We start from the raw sequence: 26,499 nt of genomic DNA on the forward strand, positions 1-26,499 counted from the left end.
CGCGCGTGTCGCGGGCCCGGGGGTGCGGATCGATCGCCGCCGGACGCATCCGGGTCCACACGGACGCGGTGGCCGGGCTCGACCGGCGCGCCGGGCTGGCAACCGCGCTGTACGACCGGGGCGGCCGGCCGCGTACCGCGCTCGCCAGAAGGGAGACCTCGGCTCCGCCACGACCGGTGGTGGCGGAGCCGAGGCGGACGGAGCCGGGTCAGGCGTCCGGCGCGCCCTCGACCGGTGCCGCGCGTCGCCCTCCGGCAGCGGACCCGCGGGCCGTCCGCAGCCCCCGGATCCCGAGGTAGAGGAAGGGCAGCACCAGCAGGATGTCGGCGGCGAGCGCGATCGACACCTCGCGGGTGATCCGGCTCAGCGGGAAGGCGATCGCACCCAGGCAGAGCAGGATGCCGACCGGCAGCGGTGCCGCCCGTCGCCAGGTCAGCACCAGTCCCAGTGCGAAGAACGTCGCCGGGAAGAGGGGACCGGCGGTCCAGAAGAGGGTCATGGCCGGGAACGGGTACTGGTTCAGCAGGTCGACGGCGTGGGCGTGCGTGGTGGCGAAGAGTGTCTCGTGGATGGCCTGTACGCCGAACGACACCCCGCCGACCGTCGCGAACACCGCCACCGGCAGCGCCGCCGCCACGTACCGGGGTGCGGTGCCACGCAGCCGGTCGAAGAGCCCGATCAGGCCGATGAGCCAGCAGGCGCTGGAGATCGCGATGAGCGTGCCGGCGGTGGCGCCCTGGGTGTCGGACTTCCAGAACAGGGTGGCGAGCAGGTTCAGGACTGGACCGAGGATGAGGAACATGGATCCGACGCTATGGACGTCGATGCGGCGGCGAATCCGCTCCGGACGGGCGGCGGACTACCGCGGGCGTCGTACCCCGGCCAGCCCGCTGCGGTAGGCGAAGACCACGAGTTGGGCACGGTCCCGGGCGCCGAGCTTGGCCATCGCCCGGTTGGCGTGGGTCTTTGCCGTCGCGGTGCTCATGCCGAGCCGCGCCGCCACCTCCTGGTTGGACAGCCCCTCGGCGATCAGCCCCACGACCTCGCGCTCCCGGGCGGTCAGCGTGTGCAGGCCCGGCACCTCCGGTCCGCTGGCGAACGCCGCGATGACCCGCCGGGTCACCTCCGGCGCAAGCAGCGCGTCCCCGGCGGCGACCACCCGGACCGCCCGGCGTAGCTCGTCGGGCTCCAGATTCTTGAGCAGGAAGCCGCTCGCGCCGGCGTGTAGCGCCGCGTAGACGTACTCGTCGAGTTCGAAGGTGGTCAACACCACCACCCGTACCCCGGGGAGCCGGTCGTCGGCGAGGATCCGCCGGGTCGCGGTGAGCCCGTCGGTGCCGGGCATCCGGATGTCCATCAGGACGACGTCGGGCCGGTGGGCGCGGGTCAGCGCGATCGCCTCGTCGCCGTCGGCGGCCTCGGCGACCACCTCGATATCCGGTGCCCGCTCCAGCAGCACCCGGAAGCCCGCCCGGACCAGTGTCTGGTCGTCGGCGAGCAGAACCTTGATCGTCATCCCGGCAGCCACCCCCGAACCTGGAAACCTCCGCCCTCGGCCGGGCCGGCTCGCAGCCATCCGCCGAGTCCGACCGCCCGTTCGGTCATGCCGCGCAGGCCGTTACCGGGGGGTCCGGCGGGGCCCCGCCCGTCGTCGCGGACGGTCAGGGCCAGCCCGTCGGGGCGGTAGTCGAGTCGTACCTCGATCCGGTCGGCCTCGGCGTGCCGGAGGGCGTTGGCCACCGCCTCCTGGATGATCCGGTACGCCGTCGCCTCCACCGCGCGGGGCAGCGGGCGGGGCTCACCGCCCTGCCGCAGCACGGCACCGGTGGCGGCGGCCAGCGCGGGCAGCCGGTCGAGCGCAGGTGCCGGCGGTTCCGGGCCGGCTGTCGGATCGCCCGGACCGGATTCTCGGGTGTCGGACGGGTCGAGGTCCCGGACGCCGTCCCGGAGGACGCCGACCGCGGCGCGCAGCTCCACCATCGCCTCCCGGCTGGCCCGTCGCACCGCCTCCAACGCGGCCCGGGCCTGCGCCGGATCGTCCTCCAGCACCTCGGCGGCGACTCCGGCCTGCACGCCGACCACCGCCAGGGTGTGCGCGGTGACGTCGTGCAGCTCGCGGGCGATCCGGAGGCGTTCCTCGACCACCCGCCGCCGCGCCGCCCGGTCCCGCTCGGCGGCCAGCAGCGCCACCCGGATCCGCCGGCTCCGCACCGTCTCGCCGAGCAGCAGCGCGGCGGCGAAGACCACGGTCGAGCTGTCCAGGGTCGCGTCCAGGGGCTCCACCCCGGCCACCATCATCCGGCTCCGCAGGTCCAGGAGGATGACGAGCCCGGCGACGGCCAGGCCGAGTCGCCGTCGGGGCGCGACCGCCACCGAGTAGAGCGCCACCCAGACCGGCGCGGCCGGAGCGCCGCCCGGGTACCGCCAGATGTGGTACGCGAAGAACAGCGCGCCGACCGTGGTCAACGTCGCGGTCGGCCAGCGCCGTCGGGCGAACAGCAGCAGCGCCATGGCCAGACCCAGGGCGTACGCCCATCCGTCCGGGGCGCGGTCGTCGGGGGCCACCGTCACCACCGCGAGCCGGTACGCCGTCACCGCGCCGGCCAGCGTCACGACACCGACGTCGACCAGCCACGACCGGCCGAGGCCCGCCAGCCCTGGCCGGACGACGTGCTCGTGCCACGGCTGGCTGAGGTGCTCGTGCCAGAGCCGGACGACGTGCTCCGTCCACCGTCGACCGGGGTCGGGCCGCCCCGACCGGCTGACGTGCTCCGTCCACCACCGCCGCACGCTCGCAACTGTAGGTAGCCGTGCCGCTGGCCGCGTACCACGAACGCGGTAGGACGGGACGTCGGCTCCGTGACCCTCGACCCCACTCGAGGCGCGGGGACGACCACCCCGGCGACGAGTACGCACGCACGATCCGAACACTTGGCGCCGCCTCGTGACGAGGGGTGAGGTCTGGCCGCCGGTCTTCGGGTGTGTGGAAGGGCCGGCCCCCTGGTGGGGGCCGGCCCTGCCTGTTCGGGTCGTGTTGGGGTCAGGCGGAGTAGCCGCGTTCGGCGATCCAGTTGGCCAGGGTGATGGTGCTCATCTGGTACTGGCTGTGGTTCGGGTTGGCCGGGTCGGCGATGGTGACGGTGCGGCCGTGGTCGTCGTAGCCGACGATGGTCAGGTAGTGGCCGCCCTCGTAGGAGTGGGGGTTACCGTCGGTGTCGACCGCGGTGCCCTTGATGTTGGCCACGACCGGTCGTCCGGCGTCGATGGCCTGGACGACGTCGACCTGGAGGCGGTCCATCTCGGTGGGGGTGGCGGTCGGGTTCGGGATCTCCACGGTGTGGTAGTTGGTGTCGCCGGTGTCGTTGAGGACGCGGGTGGTGTCCTCGGCCGAGTTGGTGCCGGCCTCGGTGGTGCCGAGTTTGGTGGCCACGTCGTCCTGGCTGGGGGTGTGGCCCTGTGCGGACAGGGCGATCCGGGTCGCCGCCGGTGCGCAGTAGTAGTACGTGGACTGGGGTTGGTACTGGTAGTCGAGGTGTTTGGCGGCCGGGTGCTGCGATTCGATGTCCTTGATGGTTTGGGTGACCGCGGTGGGGTCGAGGTTCAGGCTGGTGCCGGGGCCGGTGTCGAGGGTGGCGACGGGGCCGGCGATCGCGCCGCCGGTGATGGCCAGGCCGGCCACGGCGAGTGCGGTCTTGCGGATGGGGGTGTCGGTGATGGCCGGTAGCCATCGGGTGACGAACGTCATGATGGTTCCCTGCCTTCCGTCGATGCTCGGGGGACTGCACACGCCCGTACCCGGACGGGCATGACAGGTGGACAAGGCGGCCACGCGGGTCACAGTCGGACGGCGGCCGGACACATGTCGTGGTGCACGGGCCGGCTCTCAGACGGGGGCGGCCCGGAGCTGGGGGTTGCCGGGGGTGGTCCTGCTGGCCACCCGCACGGGGATACAACCCCGCCGGGCCGGCCGATGTTCCCCGACCGACCACCCAACCAGCCCCCACAAACCGGACAGGACGGCACAGGGGTGACGCGCGCCTCCCGGAGACAGGTCGTCCCCGGGGCCCTGCGGGGACGACCCCGGCGGCCGTACCCCGGGAGCGGGTTTCCCACGGAGGCAGTTTTCCGCCAGACCCGTGGTCGGCAGCCCTGACTTCTCGACGTGGGCCGATGGACGTGTTACGACGGGATCCCGATCCCCGATCTCGAGGAGGCAGCGTGAGCCAGGAAGTACGCGGGGTCATTGCCCGGGCCAAGGGCGTGCCGGTCGAGGTAACCACGGTCGTCGTCCCCGATCCGGGGCCGGGCGAGGCAGTCGTTCGGGTACAGGCGTGCGGCGTCTGCCACACCGACCTGCACTACCGAGAGGGCGGGATCACCGACGATTTCCCGTTCCTGCTCGGCCACGAGGCCGCCGGCATCGTCGAGCAGGTCGGTGCGGGGGTCACCGACGTCGAGCCGGGCGACTTCGTCGTTCTCAACTGGCGGGCGGTCTGCGGCACCTGCCGGGCCTGTCGGCGGGGCCGGCCCTGGTACTGCTTCGCCACCCACAACGCCGCCCAGAAGATGACCCTGACCGACGGCACCGTACTCTCCCCGGCCCTGGGGATCGGCGCGTTCGTGGAGAAGACCCTGGTCCACGCCGGACAGTGCACCAGGGTGGACCCGGCGGCGAGGCCGGCCGCCGTCGGTCTGCTGGGCTGCGGCGTGATGGCCGGGATCGGCGCGGCGATGAACACCGGTGGGGTGAGCCGGGGCGACTCGGTCGCGGTCATCGGCTGCGGCGGTGTCGGCGACGGCGCGGTGGCCGGGGCGGCGCTCGCCGGGGCGACCACGATCATCGCCGTCGACACCGATCCCCGGAAGCTGGAGTGGGCACGGCGGTTCGGCGCCACCCACACCGTGGACGCCAGCCAGACCGATCCCGTCGAGGCGATCCGGGAGCTGACCGGCGGTTTCGGTGCCGACGTGGTGATCGAGGCGGTCGGCCGGCCCGAGACCTGGAAACAGGCCTTCTACGCCCGGGATCTGGCCGGCACCGTCGTCCTAGTCGGGGTGCCGACCCCGGAGATGAAGGTCCCGGAGCTGCCGCTGCTCGACGTCTTCGGACGGGGCGGCGCACTCAAGTCGAGCTGGTACGGCGACTGCCTGCCCAGCCGGGACTTCCCGATGCTGACCTCGCTCTATCTCCAGGGCCGGCTCGACCTGGACGCCTTCGTCACCGAGGAGATCGCCCTCGACCAGGTGGAGGAGGCGTTCACCAAGATGCACCGCGGTGACGTGCTGCGCTCTGTGGTGATCTTCTGATGGTGGCCCGGATCGACCACGCCGTCACCTCGGGCACCTTCTCGCTTGACGGGCAGACCTTCGAGGTCGACAACAACGTCTGGGTGGTCGGCGACGACCGCGAGTGCGTGGTCGTCGACGCGCCCCACGACGTCGACGCGATCCTCGCCACGGTCGGCGGCCGGCGGGTCCGCGCCATCCTGGCGACCCACGCCCACGACGACCATGTACGGGTGGCGCCGGCACTGGCCGAGGCGACCGGGGCCGAGGTGCTGCTGCACCCCGCCGACCGGGTGCTCTGGGACCTGGTGCACCCGGAGACCCCGCCCGGTGGTGAGTTGCGGGACGGGCAGTCGATCGAGGTCGCCGGGACGGTGCTGCGGGTCCTGCACACTCCCGGGCACAGCCCCGGGGCGTGTTCGTTCCACGCCCCCGACCTCGGGGTGGTCTTCACCGGCGACACCCTCTTCCAGGGCGGCCCCGGCGCCACCGGCCGGTCGTTCAGCGACTTCGGCACCATCATCGACTCGATCCGGGACCGGCTGCTGACCCTGCCGCCCGGGACGGTGGTGCACACCGGGCACGGCGCGGACACCACGATCGGGGCCGAGGCGCCCCACCTGGCGGAGTGGGTGGCCCGGGGCTACTAGGACGAAGGAGAACAGGTCTCGCTGCGGGTCGGCCGGGTCGGTCGGCCCGCAGGGGACAGGGGAGCCACCGATGACACATGTCATGGTCAGGACGTGACGCCTGAGCCGGTCGGGTGGGCTTTCCGGCGCCAACCATTGCCGGTATGCCAACAACCACCCCTGCGGTTGAACTGACCGGATTGATCAAGAGGTACGGCGCGGTGACCGCCGTTGACGGGCTGAGCCTCCGCGTCGAGCCCGGCGAGGTGGTCGCCTTCCTCGGCCCCAACGGCGCCGGCAAGACCACCACCCTCGACATGCTGCTCGGGCTCGCCCGGCCCACCGCCGGGAGCGTCCGGATCTTCGGCCAGGAGCCGGCCGACGCGGTCGCCCTCGGCCGGGTCGCCGCCGTGCTGCAGACCGGTGGCCTTCTGAAGGACATGACCGTCGCCGAGACGGTGCAGATGACCGCCAACGTCTACCCGAACCCCCGGCCGGTCTCGGAGGTCCTCGAGCGGGCCGGCATCGCGGACATCGCCGGGCGGCGGGTGGGGAAGTGCTCCGGCGGCCAGCAGCAGCGACTGCGCTTCGCGATGGCGTTGCTGCCCGATCCCGACCTGATGGTGCTGGACGAGCCGACCACCGGCATGGACGTGGAGGGCCGCCGCGACTTCTGGACCGCGATCCGCCGGGACGCCCGCGCCGGCCGTACCGTCCTGTTCGCCACCCACTACCTGGAGGAGGCCGACGCGTACGCCGACCGGATCGTGCTGATCCGACAGGGGCGGGTCGTCGCCGACGGCACCACCGCGCAGGTGAAGAACCTCGCCTCCGGCCGGCTGGTCCGGGCCACCCTGCCCGGCGCCGACCAGGTGGCCCTGGCCGGGCTGCCCGGGGTCGACTCGGTCGAGGTACGCGGGGACACCGTGCTCGTCCAGGCCGGCGACTCGGACGTGGTCGCCCGGTACCTGCTGACCCAGACTCCGGCGCGGGACGTCGAGATCACCGCGCGCAACCTGGAGGACGTCTTCCTGGCACTCACCACCGACGCCCGTACCGCCGAGCCGGCCGCGGTCGCCACGAACCACCTGGAGGGAAGCATCCGATGACCACGACGACGGTAGACCGGCGGCGTCCGGCGTTCGGCGGGTTCACCCTCGCGAACCTGACCCTGGAGATCCGCCGGGTCCTGCGCAACCGCCGTACGCTGTTCTTCATCCTGATCATGCCGCCGGCGTTCTTCCTGCTCTTCGGCCTGTCGAACCGCGGTCAGACGCTGGACAACGGGGCACAGGTCACCGCGTACATCATGATCAGCCTTGCCGTGTACGGCGCGATGGTCGCGACCACCAGCGGCGGTGCGATGGTGGCGGTGGAGCGGGCCCAGGGCTGGAGCCGACAGCTCCGGTTGACCCCGCTGCGTCCGGCCGCGTACGTCGCGACCAAGGTGCTCACCGCGATGGTGCTCGGCCTGCTCGCGGTGCTGGTCGAGTTCGTGGTCGGCGCCGTCACCGGGGTGCGCGTACCGGCACACGTCTGGCTCTTCTCCGGGCTCGCGGCCTGGCTCGGCTCGCTGGTCTTCGCCGCCTTCGGTCTCTTCGTCGGCTACCTTGCCCCGGCCGAGAACGTCATGCAGTTCCTCGGCCCGATCCTGGCCATCCTGGCGATGCTCGGCGGACTCTTCGTACCGCTGGAGGTGCTGCCGGAGGTCATGCGGCAGATCGCCCGGTTCACCCCGGTGTACGGGGTCGGCGAGCTGGCCCGCGCGCCCCTGGCCGGTGACGGGGTCAGCGGTGGCGCGCTGCTCAACCTGGTGCTGTGGAGCACCGCCTTCGGCTTCGGCGCCGGCCGGCTCTTCCGTCGGGACACCGCCCGGGTATGAGCACCGACCTCGGAGACCGAGACCGGCCTCACCGCATAGCGTGGCCGGTGTGAGCGAGCAGGGCACCAGCGCCGCCCCGGAGACCTGGTTCGGCACCCCGGCCGAAACCGGCCCGCGCCTGGGCGGCCGGCTCGGCTGGCTGATCGGGGTGGTGTGGCTGATCTACCTGGGGCAGCCCCTCGGCACGGTCTGGGCCCACCCGCCCGGGCCGGCGCGTGATCTCGGACTCGCCGCGATCGGCGCCTTCGCGGCCGGCTACGTGGCCCTCTTCGTCTGGCTTCGCCGGGCCGTCTGGATGCGGCGGCGCATTCCGCCGCTGCGGGCCTCGGCGGCGCTCATCGGGCTGTTCGCCATCGGCACCCTCACCATCCCGGCGGCTGGCGGGGACTGGCTGGTCACCCTGGTCTACCTCTCGGCCTCCGCGGTGCTGACCCTGCCGGCCCGACCCGCGCTGCTCGTGGTCGCGGCGCTGGCCGCGGTTCCGTTGATCACGCCGCACTTCATCCCCGCCTGGGAGCCGGAGACCGGGGTGGCGCTCTCCGTGCTGCTGGCCGGGTTCGCGGTCTTCGGCTTCACCCGGCTGCTGGACCGGCAACTCCGGCTGATCGACGCGCAGCAGGAGATCCGGCGGCTGGCGGTCGCCGAGGAGCGGGCCCGAACCGCTCGGGACCTGCACGACATCCTCGGCCACTCGCTGACCGTCATCACGGTGAAGGCGGAACTGGCCGGCCGGCTGATCGAGGTCGACCCGGCCCGGGCCGCCGCCGAGGTGGCGGACCTGGAGCGGCTGGCCCGGCGAGCCCTCGCCGACGTCCGGTCGACCGTCGGGGCGTACCGTGAGGTGGACCTCGCCGCCGAGCTGGCCAACGCCCGTACGGCGCTGCGGGCCGCGGGGATCGAGGCCGAGCTGCCGGCGGCGGTCCCCACGCTGCCGCCGGGGCGGGGAGAGCTGTTCGCCTGGGCGGTCCGGGAGGGGGTGACCAACGTGGTACGGCACAGCCGTGCCCGGCACTGCCTCATCCGGGTCGCCCCGGACGAGCTGGAGGTACGCGACGACGGCCGGGGCCCGGCGGCGGTGGCGCCGGCGGGATCCCGACCCGGCCACGGCCTGCTCGGGCTCCGGGAGCGGGCGGAGCAGGCGGGCGCCCGGCTCGTCGTCGGTCGGGGCCCCGGGGGCGTGGGCTTCCGGCTGCTGGTCAGCTACCGCGAGGGCGTACGGTGACCGGGCAGCTCCGGCTCCTCCTCGCCGACGACCAGGCACTGGTCCGGGGCGCCCTGGCCGCGCTGCTCTCGCTCGAACCGGACCTGACCGTCGTCGCCGAGGTCGGCCGCGGGGACGAGGTGCTGCCCGCCGCCCGCCGGACCCGCCCGGACGTCGCGCTGCTCGACGTCGAGATGCCCGGGCTGGACGGGATCGCCGTCACCGCCGCGCTCCGGGCCGAACTGCCGGAGTGCCGGGTGCTGGTCGTCACGACGTTCGGCCGCCCGGGCTACCTGCGCCGGGCGATGGAGGCGGGCGCCGGCGGCTTCGTCGTCAAGGACACCCCGGCCCGTCAACTCGCCGACGCCGTCCGGCGGGTGCACGCCGGGCTGCGGGTCGTCGACCCGACCCTGGCGGCCGAGACCCTGGCCAGTGGGGAGAGCCCGCTGACCGAGCGGGAGACCGAGGTACTCCGCGCGGCCCGCAGCGGTGGCACCGCCGCCGACCTCGCCCGTCGGCTGCACCTCTCCGAGGGGACGGTCCGGAACCACCTCTCCGCCGCGATCGGCAAGACCGGGGCGCGGACCCGGGCCGAGGCGGTCCGGATCGCCGAGGAGCGCGGCTGGCTCCTCGGCGACCCGAGATAGCGGACCGGAGACGGTCGGCGACCGCGACCGCGGCGGAGCGGGGAGGTCGGCGGTCGGCGGCGAGCCGATGGGCGTGCTGGTCTCAGACGAAGTAGCGGAGCCAGACATAGAGCCAGGCGAGCACGCAGGTCAGCAGGGTGACCACGATGCCGTACTTGGTGAACTGCCAGAACGAGATCGGGTGTCCGGTCCGGGCGGCGATGCCGAGGGCCACCACGTTGGCGCTGGCCGCGACCGCGGTGCCGTTGCCGCCGAAGTCGGCGCCGAGGGCGAAGGCCCACCACAGCGCCTGCCCGGTCTGCGGGTCCGGCGCCTCGGCGACCAGCCCTTCCACGATCGGCGCCATCGTGGCGACGTACGGGATGTTGTCGAAGAAGGCGCCGAGTATGGCGGAGCCGAAGACCAGCGAGGTCGCCGCCACGATGAAGTTGTCACCGACGACGTCGACCGCCCACTCGCCGATGCTTCCGATGACACCGGTGTGCACCAGCGCGCCGACCATCACGAACAGACCCATGAAGAACACCAGGGTGGGCCACTCCACCTCCTCCAGCACCTCGGAGACGTCCAGCCGGGCGACCAGCAGCATCACCCCGGCGCCGACCATCGCCACCACCGACGGGTCGACGTGCAGCACCGAGTGCAGTCCGAAGCCGACCACCACCAGACCGAGGACGACCAGGCAGCGGACCAGCAGGCGTACGTCGGTGATGGCCCGGCGCTCCTGGAGCGCCATCACCGCGGCGACGTGCTCCGGGTGGTAGCGGAAGGAACGGGCGAACAGCACCCGGGTGAGGAGCACGAAGGCCGCGAAGATCGCCGCGACGATCGGCGCCATGTGCACCAGGAAGTCGCCGAAGCTCAGCCCGGCCCGGCTGCCGATGATGACGTTCGGCGGGTCGCCGATCAACGTCGCCGCTCCACCGATGTTGCTGGCCAGCACCTCGGCGATCAGGTACGGCCGGGCGGAGATGTGCAGCCGGTTGCAGACCACCACGGTGACCGGGGCGACCAGCATGATCGTGGTGACGTTGTCCAGGAATGGCGAGGCGACGGCGGTGATCGCCATCAGCATCACCATCAGCCGGTACGGCCGGCCGCCGGAGCGCTTGGCCGCCCAGATCGCGAGGTAGTCGAAGACCCCGGTCTGCTTGATGACGCCAACGATGATCATCATGCCGAGCAGCAGGAAGATGACGCGCCAGTCGATCCCCTCGTGCTCGGAGAAGTACACCTCGGCGCCGGGGGCCAGCCCGAGGACGAGCATCGCCCCGGCCGCGATCAGCACCACCTTGACCTTGTTCACCTTCTCCGTGGCGATGAAGACGAACGCCACGACGAAGATGACGAGCGCGGCGATGGCACTCATCGGCCCCACCCCGCCATCGGCCGGGCCGGTACGACGGTGCCGGCCTGCCTCAGAGCTCGGGTGCGAGCAGGGCGAGCTTGCCGAGCAACCGCTCCAGGGTGATGGCTCCGACGAGTGTTCCGGCGCCGTCGACCACCGCCACCAGCGGGCAGCGCTGCCGGGCCATCAGGGCGGCCACCTCCAGCAGCGTGGCGTCCGGTGCGACCGTCGCCGGCCGGCCGGACTCCCGGACCAGGCAGTCCCCGACGGTCAGGCTGGCCAGTTCCTCCCAGAAGAGGTCGGCGTGCGCCTCGTCGATGGTCCGGGCCAGTGCGGGATCCTCCTGGTAGCTTCCCGGAACCGCGAGCCGGAGCACCTGCGTGCCGGGCAGGACGGTACGCGGCTGTCCCCGGTCGCCGACGACGATCAGCCCCGGCAGCCGGCCGAGTGCCATCAGGCGCAGCGCCCTCGCCACGGAATCCTGGACGGTCACCGTCGGAACATCCACGGCGATTTGTCCTGCTTGCATGACACCATCCCCTGGGATCCGGCCTGGCTCCCGCCGGTGTTCCCGAACGATTCGACGACGAACAGAGCACGGACGGCCACCGCGGCGTCCGGCTGTGGACAGACTGCGGGCACGGGGCTTCGAAATGACGACCTGCGCGAGAAAGGACTCGGATGCTGCGGAATGTGCCCGCCCGGGCCCCCGTCCTCATGCTCGCGCCGGTCACGTGGACCCGCCGAGCAGTTCGGCGAGCCGTCGCTCGAGGTGGGCCAGCCGGTCGGCCACCGAGCTGCTGTGCAGCACCTCGGCGACCTGGTCGGCCTCGTCGTGTTCCAGCGCGATCCGCTGCTCCGGTTCATCCGGGTCCGTCGCGCCGTAGATCAGCAGCGCTCGCTGGCCGGCGCCGTCCACCAGTACGCCGAAGCGCTGTCCGCCCCGGGTCAGGAAATGATGCACGACACCGGCGCCGGGGACCGTGGTTCGAGTGATCTCCACTGTTCCTCGCTCGGGTGTGGGGCGTGGGAAGGGCACCGGTGCCGGCACGACCACCCGGTGCGACTCGGCGGTCACGGCTCCGGCTCACGGTCAAGACTTCCGAGCGCGCGGGTGACCGACCATTGGGCTCAGCACCCATTTGCGCGGGGGTGGAACATGCACGAAGAAGCAGGTCAGCGTGGGTCGTATCGTGGTCGGATGGGTGCCGGACCGGATGGACAATCCGACCGTGGACCGGAGAGGCTGGAAAGCATGACCGATACCGCCGACCAGGGCGCCCGGCGGTGGTTCGGCGTGTGGGCTTGGTCGCCGAGCCGGGGTGCGGGGGCCGAAACCCCGGGTTCGCCCACGTCCGGGGGCCGATCCCCGGCCCAGGCCCTGTTCCGGCGGCTCTTCGTGCTCAACGGGTTGGTCTTCACCGTCGGCACGCTCGTCCTCGCCCTCTCGCCCGCCACCGTCTCCTCGCCGGTGCTGCTCACCGAGATTCCGGTACTGACCGTCGGCCTGGCGCTGATCCTCGCGGTGAACGCGCTGCTGCTCCGGGCCAGCCTGGCCCCGCTCGACGCGCTGACCACGCTGATGCAGCGGGTGCACCTGCTGCGTACCGGCGACCGGCTGCGCGACAGCGGCAATGGCGACCTGACCAACCTGATCGAGTCGTTCAACGCGATGCTCGACCGGCTCGAAACCGAGCGGAACACCAACAGCGCGCACGCCCTCGCGGCCCAGGAGGGGGAGCGGCAGCGCATCGCCCGGGAGCTGCACGACGAGATCGGGCAGAGCCTGACCGTGGTGCTGCTCGGGCTGAAGCGCGCGGTCGACCGGGCACCGGACGATCTCCGCGAGGAGCTGCACGCCGTCCAGGAGATGCTCCGGTCGAGCCTCAACGACGTGGGGCGGGTCGCCCGCCGGCTCCGTCCCGACGTGCTGGAGGATCTGGGACTGCTCAGCGCCCTCAACGCCCTGGCCACCGAGTTTTCCCAGGTGAGCGGCGTGCCGGTGCAGCGCCGGTTGAAGTCGGACCTGCCGGCGCTCAGCGCCGAGATGGAACTGGTGATCTATCGGATCGCCCAGGAGAGCCTCACCAACGTCGCCCGGCACGCCCGGGCGAGCCGGGTCGAGCTCTCGCTGCACGCCGAGTCCGACGCCGTGGTGCTCCGGGTCGCCGACGACGGCCGCGGCGAGGTACGCGAGGAGGGAGCCGGAATTCGGGGTATGCGGGAACGCGCGCTGCTGATCAACGCACGTCTGGACATCGAGGCGGTTCCCGGCGTGGGCACCGACGTACGGCTGGTCGTACCCGTCCCGGGCGGAGGGAGGTGAGCCTGGTGTCCGTACCCAAGACCCGGATCCTGCTGGCGGACGACCACGCGCTGGTCCGCCGGGGGCTGCGGCTGATTCTCGACGCCGAGCCCGACCTGACGGTCGTGGCGGAGGCGGCCGACGGCGCCGAGGCGGTGGAGGCGGTGAAGCGACCCGGGATCGACCTGGCCATCCTGGACATCGCCATGCCCCGGATGACCGGCCTGCAGGCGGCCCGAGAAATCTCCCGCCGTGCGCCCGGGGTCCGGATCCTGATGCTCTCCATGCACGACAACGAGCAGTACTTCTTCGAGTCGCTGCGGGCCGGCGCCTCCGGCTACGTGCTCAAGTCGGTCGCGGACCGGGACCTGATCGAGGCGTGCCGGGCCGCGAGGCGCGGCGAACCCTTCCTCTACCCGGGGGCGGTCACCGCGCTGATCCGGGACTACCTGCACCGGGACCGCCAGGGGGAACGGCTGCCGGAGAGCATCCTGACCCCCCGAGAAGAGGAGATCATCAAGCTGATCGCGGAGGGGAACTCCACCAAGGAGATCGCCGAGGCCCTGATGATCAGCGTGAAGACGGTCGACCGGCATCGGGCCAACATCCTGCAGAAGCTCGGCATGCGGGACCGGATCGACCTCACCCGGTACGCGATCCGGGCCGGCCTCGTCGAACCCTGACCGGCCTCGTCGCCGGGCCGACAGGTGGGTCGAGGCCCGCCGTGGTCAGCGGACCGGCACGACCGTCCGGACGGTCGCCTGGTCGATCTCGGAGAGCCGGATGGTGAACCGCAGTTCCCAGTCGCCGGGAACGGGAAAGGCCACGGAGCCGATCGCGTGGTGCGGCGTGATGCCGAGCATCGGGACGCTGGTCGGCTCGATTCCCCGGGCGGGCAGCGCGGTGGTGACCGTCCACTGCACCACCGGAAGCGGGGTGCCGTCCGGGCGGTAGACGTATGCGTGCACGGTGTTGTACTCGCCGATCTGTACCGGGTAGATGTCGAACTGGAGGGTGTAGAGCGGCGACTGGAGGGTCTGCGCGAAGCTGTCCGACGTCACCGCCGTCGCCTCGATCCCGGCGCTCCGGGCCGGGGCGGTCTGCACCAGCACCGCGCTGACCCCGAGCACGACGAGCCCGAGCGCCACCTCCACCCCGACCGCCCGCCGCAGCCGGCCGAGCCGGGGCGCCGTCTCGTCGCCGGCGGGACCGGACGGGTCCGCGGTCGACCGGCGAATCGACCGGCGCGCGTACCCGGCGACCGTCAGGAGCGCCACCAGCAGGGTCAGCTTCGTCAGCACCAGTCGCCCGTAGCCGGTGCCGACCAGCGGGCGTAGGCCGCCAATCTCGATCACCGCCTGCACCGCGCCGCCGGCGACGAGCCACAGCACGGCGAGCGCCGCCCACCGGGACCAGACCGACAGGACCACCCCGAGGGCGCGCGGGTGGGCGGTCCGCAGCAGGAACCCGAAGAGGACGACCAGGCCACCGAGCCAGACCGACGCGGCGGCCAGGTGGATGACGTCCGCGGCGGTACTGGCGACCGGCACCGGCGCGGCGGCCGCGTGCCCGGCCAGCGGCCAGGTGGCCAGCCCGGCCACGGTGAGCAGGAGCAGGAGGGCGAGCCGGGCTCGGGACCATGGCCTCGATGACGGCCGTGGCCGGCCGCCGACCACGCCCGCCGCCGGGCGCCGGGCCGGCGCACCGCGCAGCAGCGGTGGCAGCAGGACGGCGACCAGCAGCAGGATGCCGAGCCGGGCGAGCAGGACCAGGCCGAAGTCGGAGCCGAGGACCTGGGCCAGCTCGGGTGTCGAGACGTCGAGGAGTCCGGCGCCGCTGGCGTACGGCGCCTGGACCCAGAGCCCGCCGAGGGCGCCGGCGGCGATCAGGCCGAGGCCGATCCGGACCAGCCGTACCGCGCCGCGCCGGGAGAGCCGGCGGGGCCAGAGCCGCGCCAGCACCGGGGCGGGGCCGAGGGCCAGCACGAGTCCGACGTACCCGAGGTATCGGCTGGCCGAGACGGCGACCCGGACCACGGGGTCGACCCCGACGGTGGCCGGCTCGGGCGGGGTCGCGGAGGCGGCGCCGACCGAGAAGGTCCAGCTGCCCGCGACGGGGTGACTGTCGGCCGAGATCACCCGGTAGCTGACGACGTACGTGCCGAGTGGGCGGTCGGCGACCCGGATCGGGATCCGCAGCGTCGCGCCCTGGACGCGGGGTTCGCCCGCGTTGATCCGCGTGCCGTCCGGCGCCAGCACCTGGGTCCGGCCGGGGAGCAGGGCGACCGGTTCGCTGAAGGTGATGCTGACCTCGGTGGGGGAGTAGCCGAGCACCGCACCCTGCTGCGGCACCGTGGAGACCACCGTGGCGTGGGCCGCCGCCGGACTCGCCGGAGCGAACAGCACCGCCAGCCCGGCGAACAGCGCCACGAGCCCGGCGAGCAGCACCGCCTGCGCGGCGAGCGGCGCCGTGGGTCGGGCGGGCGAGGTGACGACCCGGGCGGGTGACGCCCCGAGTACGGTGGGTGGCGCCGTCCGGGGCGGAGGTACGACGACGGTCGGGCGGTCGAGCCGGCGGTGTTTCACCTCGAATGGTTCGATGAGCCGGCCGGAAAGGTTCAATCCGTTCTCCGACTGACCGGTAACTTCGTTGTTCGCCATATGGTAGGAATCTGCCCGTGCCCGCGAATGACGATGACGAGTTTCGATGGCTTGAGGATGTTTCCGGCGCTGAGGCGACCGACTGGGTGCGGTCTCGCAACGCCGAGACGCTCGGCACCGTCGCCGACGACGCCGCGTTCGCCGCGCTACGCGGTTCACTCCGCGAGGTCCTCGACGCCGCGGACCGGGTGCCGTACGTCTACTGGAGCGGGCCGCACCTCTACAACCTGTGGAAGGACGAGGCCCATCCGCGCGGGCTGTGGCGGCGGACGACGCTCGACCAGTACCGGCGGGCGGATCCCGAGTGGCAGGTGCTGCTCGATGTCGACGCCCTGGCCGAGGCGGAGGGCGAACCGTGGACCTGGCAGGGCGCGATCATCCGGCGCCCCGACCACCGACGCTGTCTGATCCGGCTCGCCCGAGGCGGTGCCGACGCCCACGTGGTCCGGGAGTTCGACCTGGAGCGGCGCTCCTTCGTCACCGACGGCTTCGTCCTGCCGGAGGCGAAGAGTGACGTCGGCTGGATCGACGAGGATCACATCTACGTCGGCACCGACTTCGGCCCCGGCTCGCTGACCGCCTCCGGCTACCCCCGCGTGGTGAAGCGGTGGCGTCGGGGCACCCCGCTGGCCGAGGCCGAGGTGGTCTACCAGGGGCACGACGACGACGTCTCGGTGTACGCGGTGCACGACCCGACCCCGGGCTTCGTCCGGGACTTCCTCGGGCGTCGGCTCGACTTCTTCCGTCGCCGGGAGTTTCTCCGCACCGCCGACGGTGAGCTGGTGCCGATCGACGTACCCGAGGACGCCGAGACCGACGTCCACCGGGAGTGGCTGCTCATCCAGCTCCGCTCCGACTGGACGGTGGCCGGGCGGACGTACCCGGGCGGTGCCGTGCTGGTCACCCGGCTGGATCGGTTCCTCGCCGGGGAACGGGACCTGACCGTGGTTTTCGAGCCCACCGCGCACACGGCGCTGAGCGGGCACGCCTGGACCCGCCACCACCTGATCCTGAGCAGTCTGGTCGACGTCCACAGCCGGATCGAGGTGCTCACCCCCGGCCCGGACGGGTGGCGGCGGAGGCCACTGCCCGGCCTCACCGCCCCGACGCCGCTGTCGGCCGGCGCCGGTGAGGTGGGGGAGCGGCGGCACGTCGCCGTCCTGGACACGAACCCCGACGACAGCGACGAGTTCCTGCTGGCCAGCACCGGCTTCGTCCAGCCGACGGCACTGCACTACGGCACGGTCGGCGGGGAGGTCGAGCTGCTGAAGCGGGAGCCCGCCTTCTTCGACACGGCCGGCATGACGGTCCGGCAGCTCTTCGCCCGCTCCGCCGACGGAACCCGGGTGCCGTACTTCGTGGTCACCCCGCCGGGGCACGCGGGGGGTCCCACCCTGCTCACCGGTTACGGCGGCTTCGAGATTCCCTGGACGCCGGGTTACAGCGGGATCATCGGGCGGGGCTGGCTCGCCCGGGGCGGCTGCTACGTGGTGGCGAACATCCGAGGCGGCGGCGAGTACGGCCCGCGTTGGCACCGGGCCGCGCTGCGGGAGAACCGGCTCCGGGCGTACGAGGACTTCGCCGCCGTCGCGACCGACCTGGTGGCGCGCGGCGTCACCGTGCCGGCGCGGCTCGGCATCGAGGGCGGCAGCAACGGCGGGCTGCTGATGGGGGTGATGCTGACCCGCTACCCGGAGCTGTTCGGCGCGGTGGTGGCCCGGGTCCCGCTGCTGGACATGCGGCGCTACCACCGGCTGCTGGCCGGCGCCTCGTGGATGGCCGAGTACGGCGATCCGGACGACGCCGCCGACTGGGCGTTCCTGCGGGAGTACTCGCCGTACCACAACGTGCGGCCGGGGCGGCGTTACCCGCCGGTGCTGCTGATCACCTCGACCCGGGACGACCGGGTCCATCCCGGACACGCCCGGAAGATGGTGGCCCTGCTGCGCCGGTACGGCTACGACGTCTCCTACTACGAGAACGTCGAGGGCGGGCACGGGGCCGCCGCCGACAACGCGCAGTTGGCGTTCCAGTGGGCGCTGATGCTGACCTTCCTGTGGCGGCGGTTGACCGTCTCGGTCTGAACGGGGCGACTGCCGGCCTCATCGGCGGCTCAGACCAGGTCTTGAACGCCGTATGTTTCCCACCATGTGCGTCGGTGCTTGCGGAGAACGCCGCCCATTCGTGTCAACAGCAACCAGTTGCCGTTCAGCACCAGGGCGGCATCTTCCGGCCGACTGGCCAACACCCGTGCCACCGCCGCCACCATGTTCTGTGTCACCTTGTCCGTCGGTCGATCCTTGCTCAACCGGAAAGTGATGTCAACATACGGGTTCGGCTCCCACTCCCAGCGGGAGCCGTCGTCGGCCTCGGCCTCACAATAGCCGTCGCGACCCCCAAAGACACTCACCCCATATCCATAACGGTCGTGCAGGTCGGCGGTGAACAATCGTTCATCTTGCGATAATGTCGTGACCTCACCGGCTGCCGGTGCCACAACAGCCGCTATCTCCCTTAAGGGGGCGTCACTCGCAAGAGTCAACTCGTACTCGATCGCCATATCCATACTTCCTTAGTCTCGCCGTACGATCTGGACGATCGCACCGTTCCGGGTCACCGCTACCACCTCTTTGAGGCCAGATATTGGCCAATCATCAAACTGCTTCTGTAAATCCCCGAGGTTGTTGTGCCAGTCATGGAGATTCAGCACGACACGTTGGGTTTGCTGCCTGGTTACCTTCTTGCGCACCTGGGCCCAGACAGCACGGACCGTGGTGGCGGACGCGGGAGAGTAGCAGTCGAAAACGTGGCCCTCAATGAGATAGTCCGGGTCGCTGTCTGGCCTTCCTGTGTCCCGCGTATTCCGTCGCGCCTCGGCGATTTCCTGGCGAGTGGGATTCTGGTGGACCCGGTAGCCGCTACGCGCGACCGTGTCGGCGCACTCGTTCTCCAACTCCAGCCCGCGCCGGGTGCCATCGTCCACGTTGGGCCGAATCCTGGTCGGCCTTCCGGTTGGCGGCTGACCCGGGGTGCCGGTGGGCTGCCGGCTCCATGGAGTACCGGGAGCGTTCCTGCCCGGACCGCCGGCAGCCGTCTCGCTCGACGCGGCGGTCCATCCATCGGTGGCGGCGGCGGGGGCGGGGCTGGCAGGTGTGAACCTGTCAGCCCTGGTCAGTTTCCCGGTGAGCCCAACTGTCGGGCCTGGGCTATCGCCGCCTCGGCGAGTTGCTTCGCGCTCCCCACCCGCTGCGCCAACGGCACCAGGATCTGGGTGATGCCCTGAAGCGTCGACAGCAGCGGACCCGGCTGCCCGCCCTGCAGGGTCGCACCCACCATCCGCTGTGTCCGGTTGACCTGCTCGACCGTGGCACCCAGCGCATCCCGGGCACCGTCCAACCTTTCCCGCACCGGCGCCAACCCGGCGATCGTCTCCTGTGCCGATCCCTCCTGCGGGACCTTCGCCGTCGCGCTGGCCGCCTCCCCCAGTAGACCCCCAAGAGCGTGCAGGCCACCGTGGATCTCGGTGATCGCCTGCCGTACCGCGGCCATCCCCGTCGCCACGGCTGCGAAGCCGGCCGCGGCAGCCTGCCGCGCCACCTCGTCCGCCTGTCTGCCCGCCGCCACCGCCTGGCCCTGCGCTCTCTCCACCCCGGTCGTCAGCGCACCCAGTTCGGTGGCGAGTTCCTCAATGCGCGACATTCACACCGACCTCACTTCACGGGTTGGGCGCGCGGCGGGGCACGCCGGGCGGTCCGTCGGGCCTGGTCCGGGTACGCCCCGGAGCAGGGCTCCCACCTCATTGGTGAATGCGTGGACTCGATATTGAGGATCGTCGCTGTGATGTCAGCGTACATCCGCTGGTGGCGCGATGTCGCGGGCCGAGGCGTCGGCGACGTCGCCGTCGTTGTCGGTCCGGCGGTCGGGGCCGCCTCACCTCTCCTTCTGCTCGCGGTTTGAGAAGTCACTGGCAAGGCTGACTCTCGCCTGGCAAGCGACCACATCTGTCTCTAGATGTCGATGCACCTCGACACATTACATCCGCTGTCGTTAGCTGTCCATGACGTGTCTGTGGCGGAGGGAAGGGCTTCGCGACCCCGCTGGGGGCCGCGGTGGCAGCGGGGGCGGCCCGTCCGACGCCCTCCAGGGCGGGCCGCCCCCGCTGCCACTCACGAGAGGAAGACCCGTGCGGTTCGCTCCCACCTCCGATCACGCCAGCGAGCCCTCGGCTCACGCCGGCTGATCCGGCAGGGGCGGGCCGGGCAGCCGCGCCGGAGCGGCGAACCGGTCGAGCACCAGCACCTCGGTCCCGGGCTCCAGCTCCGCGAGCAGGCGCCGCTGGGCGGCCCGGGTGATCCGGATGCAGCCGTTGCTGTTGCGTTGGCCCAGGTCGGCGTCGCGGTACCAGGCGTGTAGTCCGATGTGCGCGCCGCGCAGGCCGGTTGGCACCGCGTCCGGATCGTCCGGTACGGCGCCGAGCGCGAAGACCTCGGTGTCCGCGTACACCCGGCCGGGCAGGGTCGAGCGGCCGAGGACGAAGGTGCGGCCGAGCGGCGTCGGGGTGGCCCGGGTACCGATGCTGACCGGCCAGGAGGCGACCCGCCGATCGTCCCGGTACCAGTGCAGTCGGCGGGCACCCCGGTCGACGACGACCAGGTCGCGCAGGATCGCGGTGGTCCAGGGGCCGGGCGGGACCCAGCCGATGGTGCGGTTCGCCGACGGAAGGAGCACGGCAACCCAGCCGGAGCGGCGGGCGACGATCGGCATCGTCACCTCGACGCCACTGATCGTCGGGGCGAGGTAGGCGCGGGGCCGGCCGCCGGGAGCGTCGTAGGCGGCGACCCGCCGGATCGGCCGTAGGCCCTCGCCGAGCCGGACCGTCGACATCGGATCAGGGTCCCGGGGAAACCCACCCGGTGCGGGGCCGTAGTCGACCACCGGCAGGTTCCTCGGCGGACGCGGTGCCGGGATCGGCGTCGGACCCTCGGTGGGCGACGCGGTGGCGACGGCCGGGTGCGGGCTGGCCTCGGCCGGCGGCCGGGCGTTCCGGCTCCGCTCGGGTACGCCGTTGACCACCAGCGCGGCGACGAGCAGGCCGGCGAGGACGGCGAGCACTCCGAAACCGGTGCGGCGGCGTGCCCGCCCAGGTGCCAATGGGTTGAACCGGACAAACCCCATTCAAACACTCTACGTGCTTGTTGCGCCCCGGTCGGTGATCCGAGCGTGTGTCGGGCCGGGTCACCGACCCGGGTACCCGCGCCCCTCGGCGCGACGGCTCAGCAGCAGGATCGCGCCGGCCCACCCGCCGACCCCGTCGCTCCACGGCCGTCCCGGTCGGCTACTCGCCGGGCACCCCGGACGGCGGGGGCGGCACGCCATCGGCCTCGGCGAGCCGCTTCGTCTGCCACAGGGCCGACCGGACCGCCGTCCGCCGGTTCTCGCCGGCGAGCCACCTCGACAGCGCGGCCAGCAGGGCGGGCTCGCGGTCGCGGATCCGGACCACCAGCTCGGTGCCCCGTCCGCCGAGGGCGGGTCGGACGGTGACCGCCACCCCCGGCCCCAGGCTGGCCAGCGGTGCGGGGAGCCGGCCGTCCGGGGTCAGCTCGGCGGGGGGCCGGTCGACGACCACCGCGTACGCCGGCGGCCGGGACCGGCGTAGAGCTGCCGCACCCGCCACGACGGTCGCCGCGACGACGCCGGCGAGCCACGTCCGCCCCGCCGTTCCCCACACCCGGCGTCCCTCCTCCCGGCGTCCCTCCTCGCGCTCGCGTGACCCCGGTACCTCCTCGTCCCGGCGCGCCGTCGCGTGTCGGGACGTCATCGTCCGGCAGCGGTGGGTGAACCGGGCTCGTCCGCAAGGGGTGAACCGCGGCGGGCCGGGTAACCGGCGCCGCGGAACGATCCGGCGGACGCGCCGGAGGGGAGGAGGTAGAGGTCGGTGTCGCGGGAGCCCCTGCTCAGTGCGAAGCTCGCGGCCGCGCCCCGGTCCGGGGCCGTGGTGCTGCCCCGTCCTCGGCTGTTCCGGCAGCTCGACGCGGGGACGGCCGGCCCGCTGACGCTGGTCTCGGCCTCCGCCGGCTGGGGCAAGACAATGCTGTTGAGCTCCTGGTACGAGGCGCGCCGTGCGGACGACCGGGGGATGGGGGACACGCTGGGCTGGCTCTCCGTGGAGCCGGGCGACGGACGGCGGCTGTGGGCGTACGTCGCCGCGGCGCTGCGTCCGGCCGTACCCGACGCGGAACCGGACGTCGGGGACGAGCCCGACCACCGGTACGGCCTGGCCCATCTCGCCGAGGAGATCGCCGCACGGCCGGAACCGGTCACCCTGGTCCTCGACGACCTGCACCAGGCCGACGACCCCGAGGTTGTCGCGGGGCTGGAGTTCCTGCTCCGGCACACGGCGGGGCGGCTGCGGCTGGTGGTCGCCGGCCGGACCGACCCCGGGCTCGCCCTGCGCCGCTGGCGGCTCAGCGGCGAGCTGACCGAGATCCGCGCCGTGGACCTGGCGTTCCGGTCCGACGAGCTGGCCGACCTGTTCGCCGCGTACGGCCTGCCGCTCTCGCCCGACGAGGGCCGTCGCCTGTTGAGCCGGACCGAGGGGTGGGCGGCGGGACTGCGGTTCGCGGCGCTCGCGCGCGCGGGCCATCCCGACGCGGCCCGGTGCCTGGACGAGATCACCGGGGAGCATCCGGCGATCGCCGACTACCTGACCGAGGAACTGCTCGCCGGCCTTCCCGCCGAGACCCGCGAGGCGCTGTGCCGGGTCTGTCTCGCGGCGACCTTCTCCGCCGAGTTGGTCGACACCGTGACCGGTCGGGCAGACGGCGACCGGCTGGTCACCGACCTTGACCGGCACGGCGGGTTCGTGATCCCGCTCGGCGGGCGCCCGCCCGCGTACCGGCTCCATCCGATGCTCGGCGACCTGCTCCGGGCCGAGGTAGCGCGGCGTCCCGCCGACCAGCTCGCCGAGCTGCACCGCCGGACGGCGGAGTGGTCCGCCGCGCGGGACCTGCCCGGCGAGGCCCTTCGGCACGCGCTCGCCGGGGCGGACTGGCGGTACGCCGCGACGATCCTGCTCCGGCACTGGCCGGATCTGGTCCCGTACGGGCAGAGCGGACCGCCCCGCGCCACGCCACCCCCACCCCCGCCCGAGGTGCTCCGGTCCCACCCGGAACTCGCGCTGGCCTGTGCGGCCGACCGGCTGGACGCCCGGGACCCGGCCTCGGCGAGGGGCTATCTGGACCTCGCCGCCGACCTCACCGGGCCGCTCGGCGACGACACCCACCGATACCGGCTGCGGCGGATCGGCGCCGCGCTGCGGCTCGCCGCGGCCCAGCTGACCGGTGACGTCGCGGCCGTCGAGGCCGGTACCGCCGACCTGCTGGAGTTGGGTCGGGTCGACCCGGACCGGTCGACCGCCGCGGCCCGCCCGCCCGGCCCCCACCCGGACGCCACCCGGATCGCCCCCGACGGGGGAGACGCCGGGCGGGTCGGCCCCGAGGGGACCGGCGCCGGCGAGATCGGTGATGGCCGGGCCGATCCCGTCCGCGCCGGCGCCGGCCCGATTGGCGTCGACGGGATCGACGTACCGGGGCTCGACCCGGCGTGCCTCGCCGTCGACCGGGCCGAACTCGCCGTGGCCCGGCTGCTTCGGGCCGCACTGCGGCTCGCCGGGGGCGACCTCGGGGCGGAGGCGGAGCTCATCGACGGACTCGCCGACGCCGAGGCGGCGGGACTGTCCCGGGCCACCCGGCTCTGTCAGGGGCGGCTGGCCCTGGTCCGGGCCATCCGGGGACGGTTGCGGGAGGCGGACGAGGCGGCTCGGGCGGCGCTCGGCGCTGCACCGCACGCGGTACCCGCCCGCCCGGCCGACGGGGTGCACGCCCACCTCGCCCGGGCGCTGGTCGCGCTGCACCGGGACCGTCCCGACGAGGCCGAGGCCAACCTCTCGCTCGCCGCCCAGGCCGCCGAGTCCGTCACCGAGCCGATGGTCGTCGTCCTGGTCGGGTTGATCGAGGCGCAGGTGTTGCGGGACCGGGGCGACCTGCCCGGCGCCCACCAGGCCCTGGCCGCGACGCGGCGCCGGCTCCGCGACCAGCTCGGCCCGCCGCCGTCCGGTGCCGGGGCCGACCCGCGCCAGCCCGTGGAGAGCGCGAGCGTCCACGAATGGCACGGCCGGTCGTGGCACCACCGGCCCGCTGACCGTCCGGGGGCGCGGCTGCTGGAACACTGGCTGCTGGCGGCCGAGGCCGAGGTGCGGATCGCGCACGGCGACCTCGAACCGGCCCGGGAACTGCTCGCGCCGGCGGTCGCGGCGGGCGGTTCACGATCCGACGGGTACGCGCTGGTCGCGCCGGTGGCGGTCGCCCTGTCCCGCACGTACCTGCGGGCCGGAGACCCGCACGCGGCGCTGCGTACCCTGCCGGACTGGGACGGGCCGGAGGCGTCCGGCTGGCCGCTGCCGACCCGGCTCGAGGCGGGTCTGCTGGACGCCGGGGCGGCCCGGCAGACGGGCGACCAGCGTCGGGCCGCCCGGACGGTGGAGCGGGTGCTGGAACTCGCCGAACCCGACGGCTACCGCCGGGTCTTCACCCGGGCGGACCCGCCGGTGCGGGAGCTGCTCACCACCCATCTGGACTCGGGCACCCGGTACTGGCCCCTGGTCAGCGACCTGATCGCGGCCAGCGACGGCGCCGGGGGGCCGGCCCCGGCGCTGGCCCGGCTGGGCGAACCGCTGACCGAGCGTGAGCTGACCGTGCTGCGCTACCTCCAGAGCATCCTGTCCAACGTGGAGATCGCGGCGGAGCTGTCCCTGTCGGTCAACACCGTCAAGACCCACATCCGGAACATCTACCGCAAGCTGGACGCCACCCGCCGCCGGGACGCGGTACGCCGGGCGCGCGAGCTGCATCTGCTGTGAGGCCCGGTACGCGGCGCGCGCGAGCTGCCTCCGCGGTGACCCGGTACGCCGGCCGTGCGGGACGCGTCCCCGGACTCACGCCCGCGGCGGCCCGGGCGCGGTGCCGGCCCGCGCCCACGGATCGCGTGGTCGGCGCGCGCCGCGGGTGCCGCGCCGGTCGGCGACGCACACCGGGGCCGCCGACGTCACGCCCCGGCGGCCTTGTCGATCGCGGCCAGCAGGTCGGGGGCGGCGTACGACCCGTCGAGCGGCAGGTCGTTGAGGAAGAACGTCGGTGTGGCGGCGACCCCGGAGCGGATCCCGCCGACGAAGTCACCCCGGATCCGGTCGAGGTAGGCGTGGTGGCCGACCTCCTCGCCGATCTCGTCCGCCGGCAGTCCGAGCTGCTGCATCCCGAGCGAGAGATGCACCGGGTCGAGCTGGTCCTGGTGCTCGAAGAGCCAGTCGTGCATCGCCCAGAAACCGCCCCGGACGGCCGCCGCCTCCGCGACCTCCGCCGCGTCCTCGGCGTACGGGTGGACGTTGACCAGCGGAAAGTGCCGGAAGACCAGCCGTACGGTCTCCGGCCGCTGGCGCAGCACCTCGTGGAGGATGCCGTGCGCGGTCCCGCAGTGTATGCACTGGTAGTCGCCGTACTGGACGAGCGTGACCGGCGCGTCCGCCGGGCCCCGGATGTGGTCGACCTCGGTGACGGGCACCCGGAGCCGGCTGACCGTGACCTGTAGGGGAGTGCTCACTGGTGCTCCTCGATGGCCCCGGCGCAAACAGCGCGGTGTGGTGACCGAAGGGTCGCACCGGGCGGGGTGAGCGCTCCTCACCCGAAGCGGGTGAGCGCCCGCGGGCCGGACCTGCCGGCCGAGGGCTCACAGCCGGACCGTGATGTGGTTGTCGACGGCGGTGACGCCCGGGGCGGACCAGGCGACCCGCTCCGCCTCCTCCCGCTCCAGCCACGAGCGGACGGTCCCGGAGAGGACGACGACCCCGGCCCGGATCTGGATGCCGATCCGCTCGGCGTCGGTCTCCACACTCCGGACCAGCGCGTGCTGGAGACGCTCCGAGATCTCCTCCGGTGCCGGTGCCTCGCGCGGCCGTACCGAGATGCCGTTGGTCACCCCGCGGATGCCGGACAACCTGCGGACCGCCTGCTCGGCGGCGCGCCGCTGGTACTCCCACTCGACCTCACCGCGGAGCACCACCCAGGCGTCGGCGACGGTCACGTCGAGGTTCTCCACGGGCACGAAGGCGTCCCACTCCAACGCCCGCAGCGCGGCGGCGGCCAGCTCCGGGTCGGGCCGCTGCGCGGCACCGGGCAGTCGTACCTCGATGTCGTTGGCGACCGCCCGTACCCGGCTCACCCGGTGCGCGGCCCGTTCGGCCGACCACTTCTTGGCGTAGCTGTCCACCCAGCCGCGCAGGGTCACGACGCCCTCCCGCACGATCACCCCGATCTCGTTGGGCTGCACCCGGGGCTCCCAGGCCAGCTCCGCGAGTACGTCGCGCTGGATCTCCTCGTCGCTGTGGCTCATCGTCCGGGTCGCCATGGTCGTTCCTCCCGCGTTCGGATCCGGGGGCGCGGGACGGACCGGACGGGGTCTCGTCCCGGTCGGGGCGGTGGGCGGTAGGC

Annotated in this window: 25 protein-coding genes; 10 read left to right on the plus strand and 15 right to left on the minus strand. The window is 73.1% G+C overall.

What is annotated here, in order from left to right:
- Nucleotides 1–208: 208 nt before the first annotated feature.
- The 4 genes from EF879_RS24485 to EF879_RS24500 all read right to left on the minus strand — a co-directional run bounded on the left by EF879_RS24485 (nt 209) and on the right by EF879_RS24500 (nt 3,745).
- On the minus strand, nt 209–802 hold the full coding sequence (locus EF879_RS24485; RefSeq protein ID WP_199736596.1) for a hypothetical protein: 594 nt from the start codon (nt 800–802) through the stop codon (nt 209–211).
- Between the two features lie 57 nt (nt 803–859).
- Nucleotides 860–1,516 carry a response regulator transcription factor gene (locus EF879_RS24490; RefSeq protein ID WP_123562709.1) on the minus strand — a complete coding sequence of 219 codons (657 nt, stop codon included), beginning with the start codon at nt 1,514–1,516 and terminating at the stop codon, nt 860–862.
- Nucleotides 1,513–2,790: a sensor histidine kinase gene (locus EF879_RS24495; RefSeq protein WP_233604726.1), complete on the minus strand. Its 1,278-nt coding sequence runs from the start codon at nt 2,788–2,790 to the stop codon at nt 1,513–1,515. Before EF879_RS24495 ends, EF879_RS24490 begins: the two co-directional genes overlap by 4 nt.
- A 250-nt stretch (nt 2,791–3,040) precedes the next feature.
- On the minus strand, nt 3,041–3,745 hold the full coding sequence (locus EF879_RS24500) for a C39 family peptidase (RefSeq protein WP_123562592.1): 705 nt from the start codon (nt 3,743–3,745) through the stop codon (nt 3,041–3,043).
- A 473-nt stretch (nt 3,746–4,218) separates the two neighbouring features.
- On the opposite strand from EF879_RS24500, the gene EF879_RS24505 reads away from it, so the two are divergent.
- From EF879_RS24505 to EF879_RS24530, 6 genes are all read left to right on the plus strand, one after another.
- The gene (locus EF879_RS24505) at nt 4,219–5,307 is read left to right on the plus strand and encodes an S-(hydroxymethyl)mycothiol dehydrogenase (protein ID WP_123562594.1); all 1,089 of its coding nucleotides are present in this window, start codon (nt 4,219–4,221) and stop codon (nt 5,305–5,307) included.
- Nucleotides 5,307–5,936, plus strand: coding sequence for an MBL fold metallo-hydrolase (locus EF879_RS24510; protein ID WP_123562596.1), 630 nt, complete (start codon nt 5,307–5,309; stop codon nt 5,934–5,936). Before EF879_RS24505 ends, EF879_RS24510 begins: the two co-directional genes overlap by 1 nt.
- Nucleotides 5,937–6,079: 143 nt before the next feature.
- Complete coding sequence (locus tag EF879_RS24515) at nt 6,080–7,024, plus strand: ABC transporter ATP-binding protein (RefSeq protein WP_123562598.1); 945 nt, start codon at nt 6,080–6,082, stop codon at nt 7,022–7,024.
- Nucleotides 7,021–7,797, plus strand: a complete 777-nt coding sequence (locus tag EF879_RS24520) for an ABC transporter permease (protein ID WP_123562600.1) — start codon at nt 7,021–7,023, stop codon at nt 7,795–7,797. Before EF879_RS24515 ends, EF879_RS24520 begins: the two co-directional genes overlap by 4 nt.
- Before the next feature lie 49 nt (nt 7,798–7,846).
- Nucleotides 7,847–9,019: a sensor histidine kinase gene (locus EF879_RS24525; RefSeq protein ID WP_233604727.1), complete on the plus strand. Its 1,173-nt coding sequence runs from the start codon at nt 7,847–7,849 to the stop codon at nt 9,017–9,019.
- The gene (locus EF879_RS24530; protein ID WP_123562601.1) at nt 9,016–9,645 is read left to right on the plus strand and encodes a response regulator transcription factor; all 630 of its coding nucleotides are present in this window, start codon (nt 9,016–9,018) and stop codon (nt 9,643–9,645) included. The genes EF879_RS24525 and EF879_RS24530 overlap by 4 nt, the downstream gene beginning before the upstream one ends.
- 82 nt (nt 9,646–9,727) lie before the next feature.
- Here the strand turns inward: EF879_RS24530 and EF879_RS24535 are convergent, their stop codons facing one another.
- The 3 genes from EF879_RS24535 to EF879_RS24545 form a co-directional block, all read right to left on the minus strand.
- The gene (locus tag EF879_RS24535; RefSeq protein WP_123562603.1) at nt 9,728–11,014 is read right to left on the minus strand and encodes an SLC13 family permease; all 1,287 of its coding nucleotides are present in this window, start codon (nt 11,012–11,014) and stop codon (nt 9,728–9,730) included.
- Nucleotides 11,015–11,063: 49 nt separating this feature from the next.
- Nucleotides 11,064–11,522, minus strand: a complete 459-nt coding sequence (locus EF879_RS24540; protein ID WP_123562605.1) for a CBS domain-containing protein — start codon at nt 11,520–11,522, stop codon at nt 11,064–11,066.
- A gap of 201 nt (nt 11,523–11,723) precedes the next feature.
- A complete protein-coding gene (locus EF879_RS24545) occupies nt 11,724–11,996 on the minus strand; it encodes a hypothetical protein (protein ID WP_123562607.1) in 273 nt (90 codons plus the stop codon).
- 252 nt (nt 11,997–12,248) lie between these two features.
- On the opposite strand from EF879_RS24545, the gene EF879_RS24550 reads away from it, so the two are divergent.
- The gene (locus EF879_RS24550; RefSeq protein WP_123562609.1) at nt 12,249–13,319 is read left to right on the plus strand and encodes a sensor histidine kinase; all 1,071 of its coding nucleotides are present in this window, start codon (nt 12,249–12,251) and stop codon (nt 13,317–13,319) included.
- 5 nt (nt 13,320–13,324) lie between these two features.
- Nucleotides 13,325–13,981, plus strand: coding sequence for a response regulator transcription factor (locus EF879_RS24555; protein ID WP_123562715.1), 657 nt, complete (start codon nt 13,325–13,327; stop codon nt 13,979–13,981).
- Nucleotides 13,982–14,026: 45 nt separating this feature from the next.
- Here EF879_RS24555 and EF879_RS24560 read toward each other — a convergent pair whose 3' ends face one another.
- Nucleotides 14,027–15,958: a copper resistance CopC/CopD family protein gene (locus EF879_RS24560; RefSeq protein ID WP_123562611.1), complete on the minus strand. Its 1,932-nt coding sequence runs from the start codon at nt 15,956–15,958 to the stop codon at nt 14,027–14,029.
- Between the two features lie 17 nt (nt 15,959–15,975).
- Between EF879_RS24560 and EF879_RS24565 the strand changes: the two genes are divergently transcribed.
- Nucleotides 15,976–18,042 carry a prolyl oligopeptidase family protein gene (locus tag EF879_RS24565; RefSeq protein WP_123562613.1) on the plus strand — a complete coding sequence of 689 codons (2,067 nt, stop codon included), beginning with the start codon at nt 15,976–15,978 and terminating at the stop codon, nt 18,040–18,042.
- A 29-nt stretch (nt 18,043–18,071) separates the two neighbouring features.
- Here the strand turns inward: EF879_RS24565 and EF879_RS24570 are convergent, their stop codons facing one another.
- The 5 genes from EF879_RS24570 to EF879_RS28385 form a co-directional block, all read right to left on the minus strand.
- Nucleotides 18,072–18,518 carry a SitI3 family protein gene (locus EF879_RS24570; RefSeq protein WP_123562717.1) on the minus strand — a complete coding sequence of 149 codons (447 nt, stop codon included), beginning with the start codon at nt 18,516–18,518 and terminating at the stop codon, nt 18,072–18,074.
- Between the two features lie 12 nt (nt 18,519–18,530).
- Nucleotides 18,531–18,941 (minus strand): hypothetical protein, encoded by a 411-nt coding sequence (locus tag EF879_RS24575; protein WP_123562615.1) that lies wholly within the window; start codon nt 18,939–18,941, stop codon nt 18,531–18,533.
- Between the two features lie 188 nt (nt 18,942–19,129).
- Nucleotides 19,130–19,657, minus strand: a complete 528-nt coding sequence (locus EF879_RS24580; protein WP_123562617.1) for a DUF6244 family protein — start codon at nt 19,655–19,657, stop codon at nt 19,130–19,132.
- A gap of 528 nt (nt 19,658–20,185) precedes the next feature.
- Entirely contained in the window at nt 20,186–21,133 is a 948-nt protein-coding gene (locus EF879_RS24585; RefSeq protein ID WP_123562619.1) for a L,D-transpeptidase, read from the minus strand.
- Nucleotides 21,134–21,293: 160 nt separating this feature from the next.
- Nucleotides 21,294–21,776, minus strand: coding sequence for a hypothetical protein (locus tag EF879_RS28385; protein ID WP_158624284.1), 483 nt, complete (start codon nt 21,774–21,776; stop codon nt 21,294–21,296).
- 117 nt (nt 21,777–21,893) lie between these two features.
- Between EF879_RS28385 and EF879_RS24595 the strand changes: the two genes are divergently transcribed.
- Nucleotides 21,894–24,875 (plus strand): LuxR C-terminal-related transcriptional regulator, encoded by a 2,982-nt coding sequence (locus EF879_RS24595; protein ID WP_123562621.1) that lies wholly within the window; start codon nt 21,894–21,896, stop codon nt 24,873–24,875.
- A 185-nt stretch (nt 24,876–25,060) separates the two neighbouring features.
- Here the strand turns inward: EF879_RS24595 and EF879_RS24600 are convergent, their stop codons facing one another.
- The gene (locus tag EF879_RS24600) at nt 25,061–25,612 is read right to left on the minus strand and encodes a DsbA family protein (RefSeq protein WP_123562623.1); all 552 of its coding nucleotides are present in this window, start codon (nt 25,610–25,612) and stop codon (nt 25,061–25,063) included.
- A gap of 126 nt (nt 25,613–25,738) precedes the next feature.
- The gene (locus EF879_RS24605) at nt 25,739–26,416 is read right to left on the minus strand and encodes a BON domain-containing protein (RefSeq protein ID WP_123562625.1); all 678 of its coding nucleotides are present in this window, start codon (nt 26,414–26,416) and stop codon (nt 25,739–25,741) included.
- Nucleotides 26,417–26,499: the final 83 nt, after the last annotated feature.

This window comes from Micromonospora sp. HM5-17 (assembly GCF_003762835.1).
GTDB lineage: Bacteria > Actinomycetota > Actinomycetes > Mycobacteriales > Micromonosporaceae > Plantactinospora.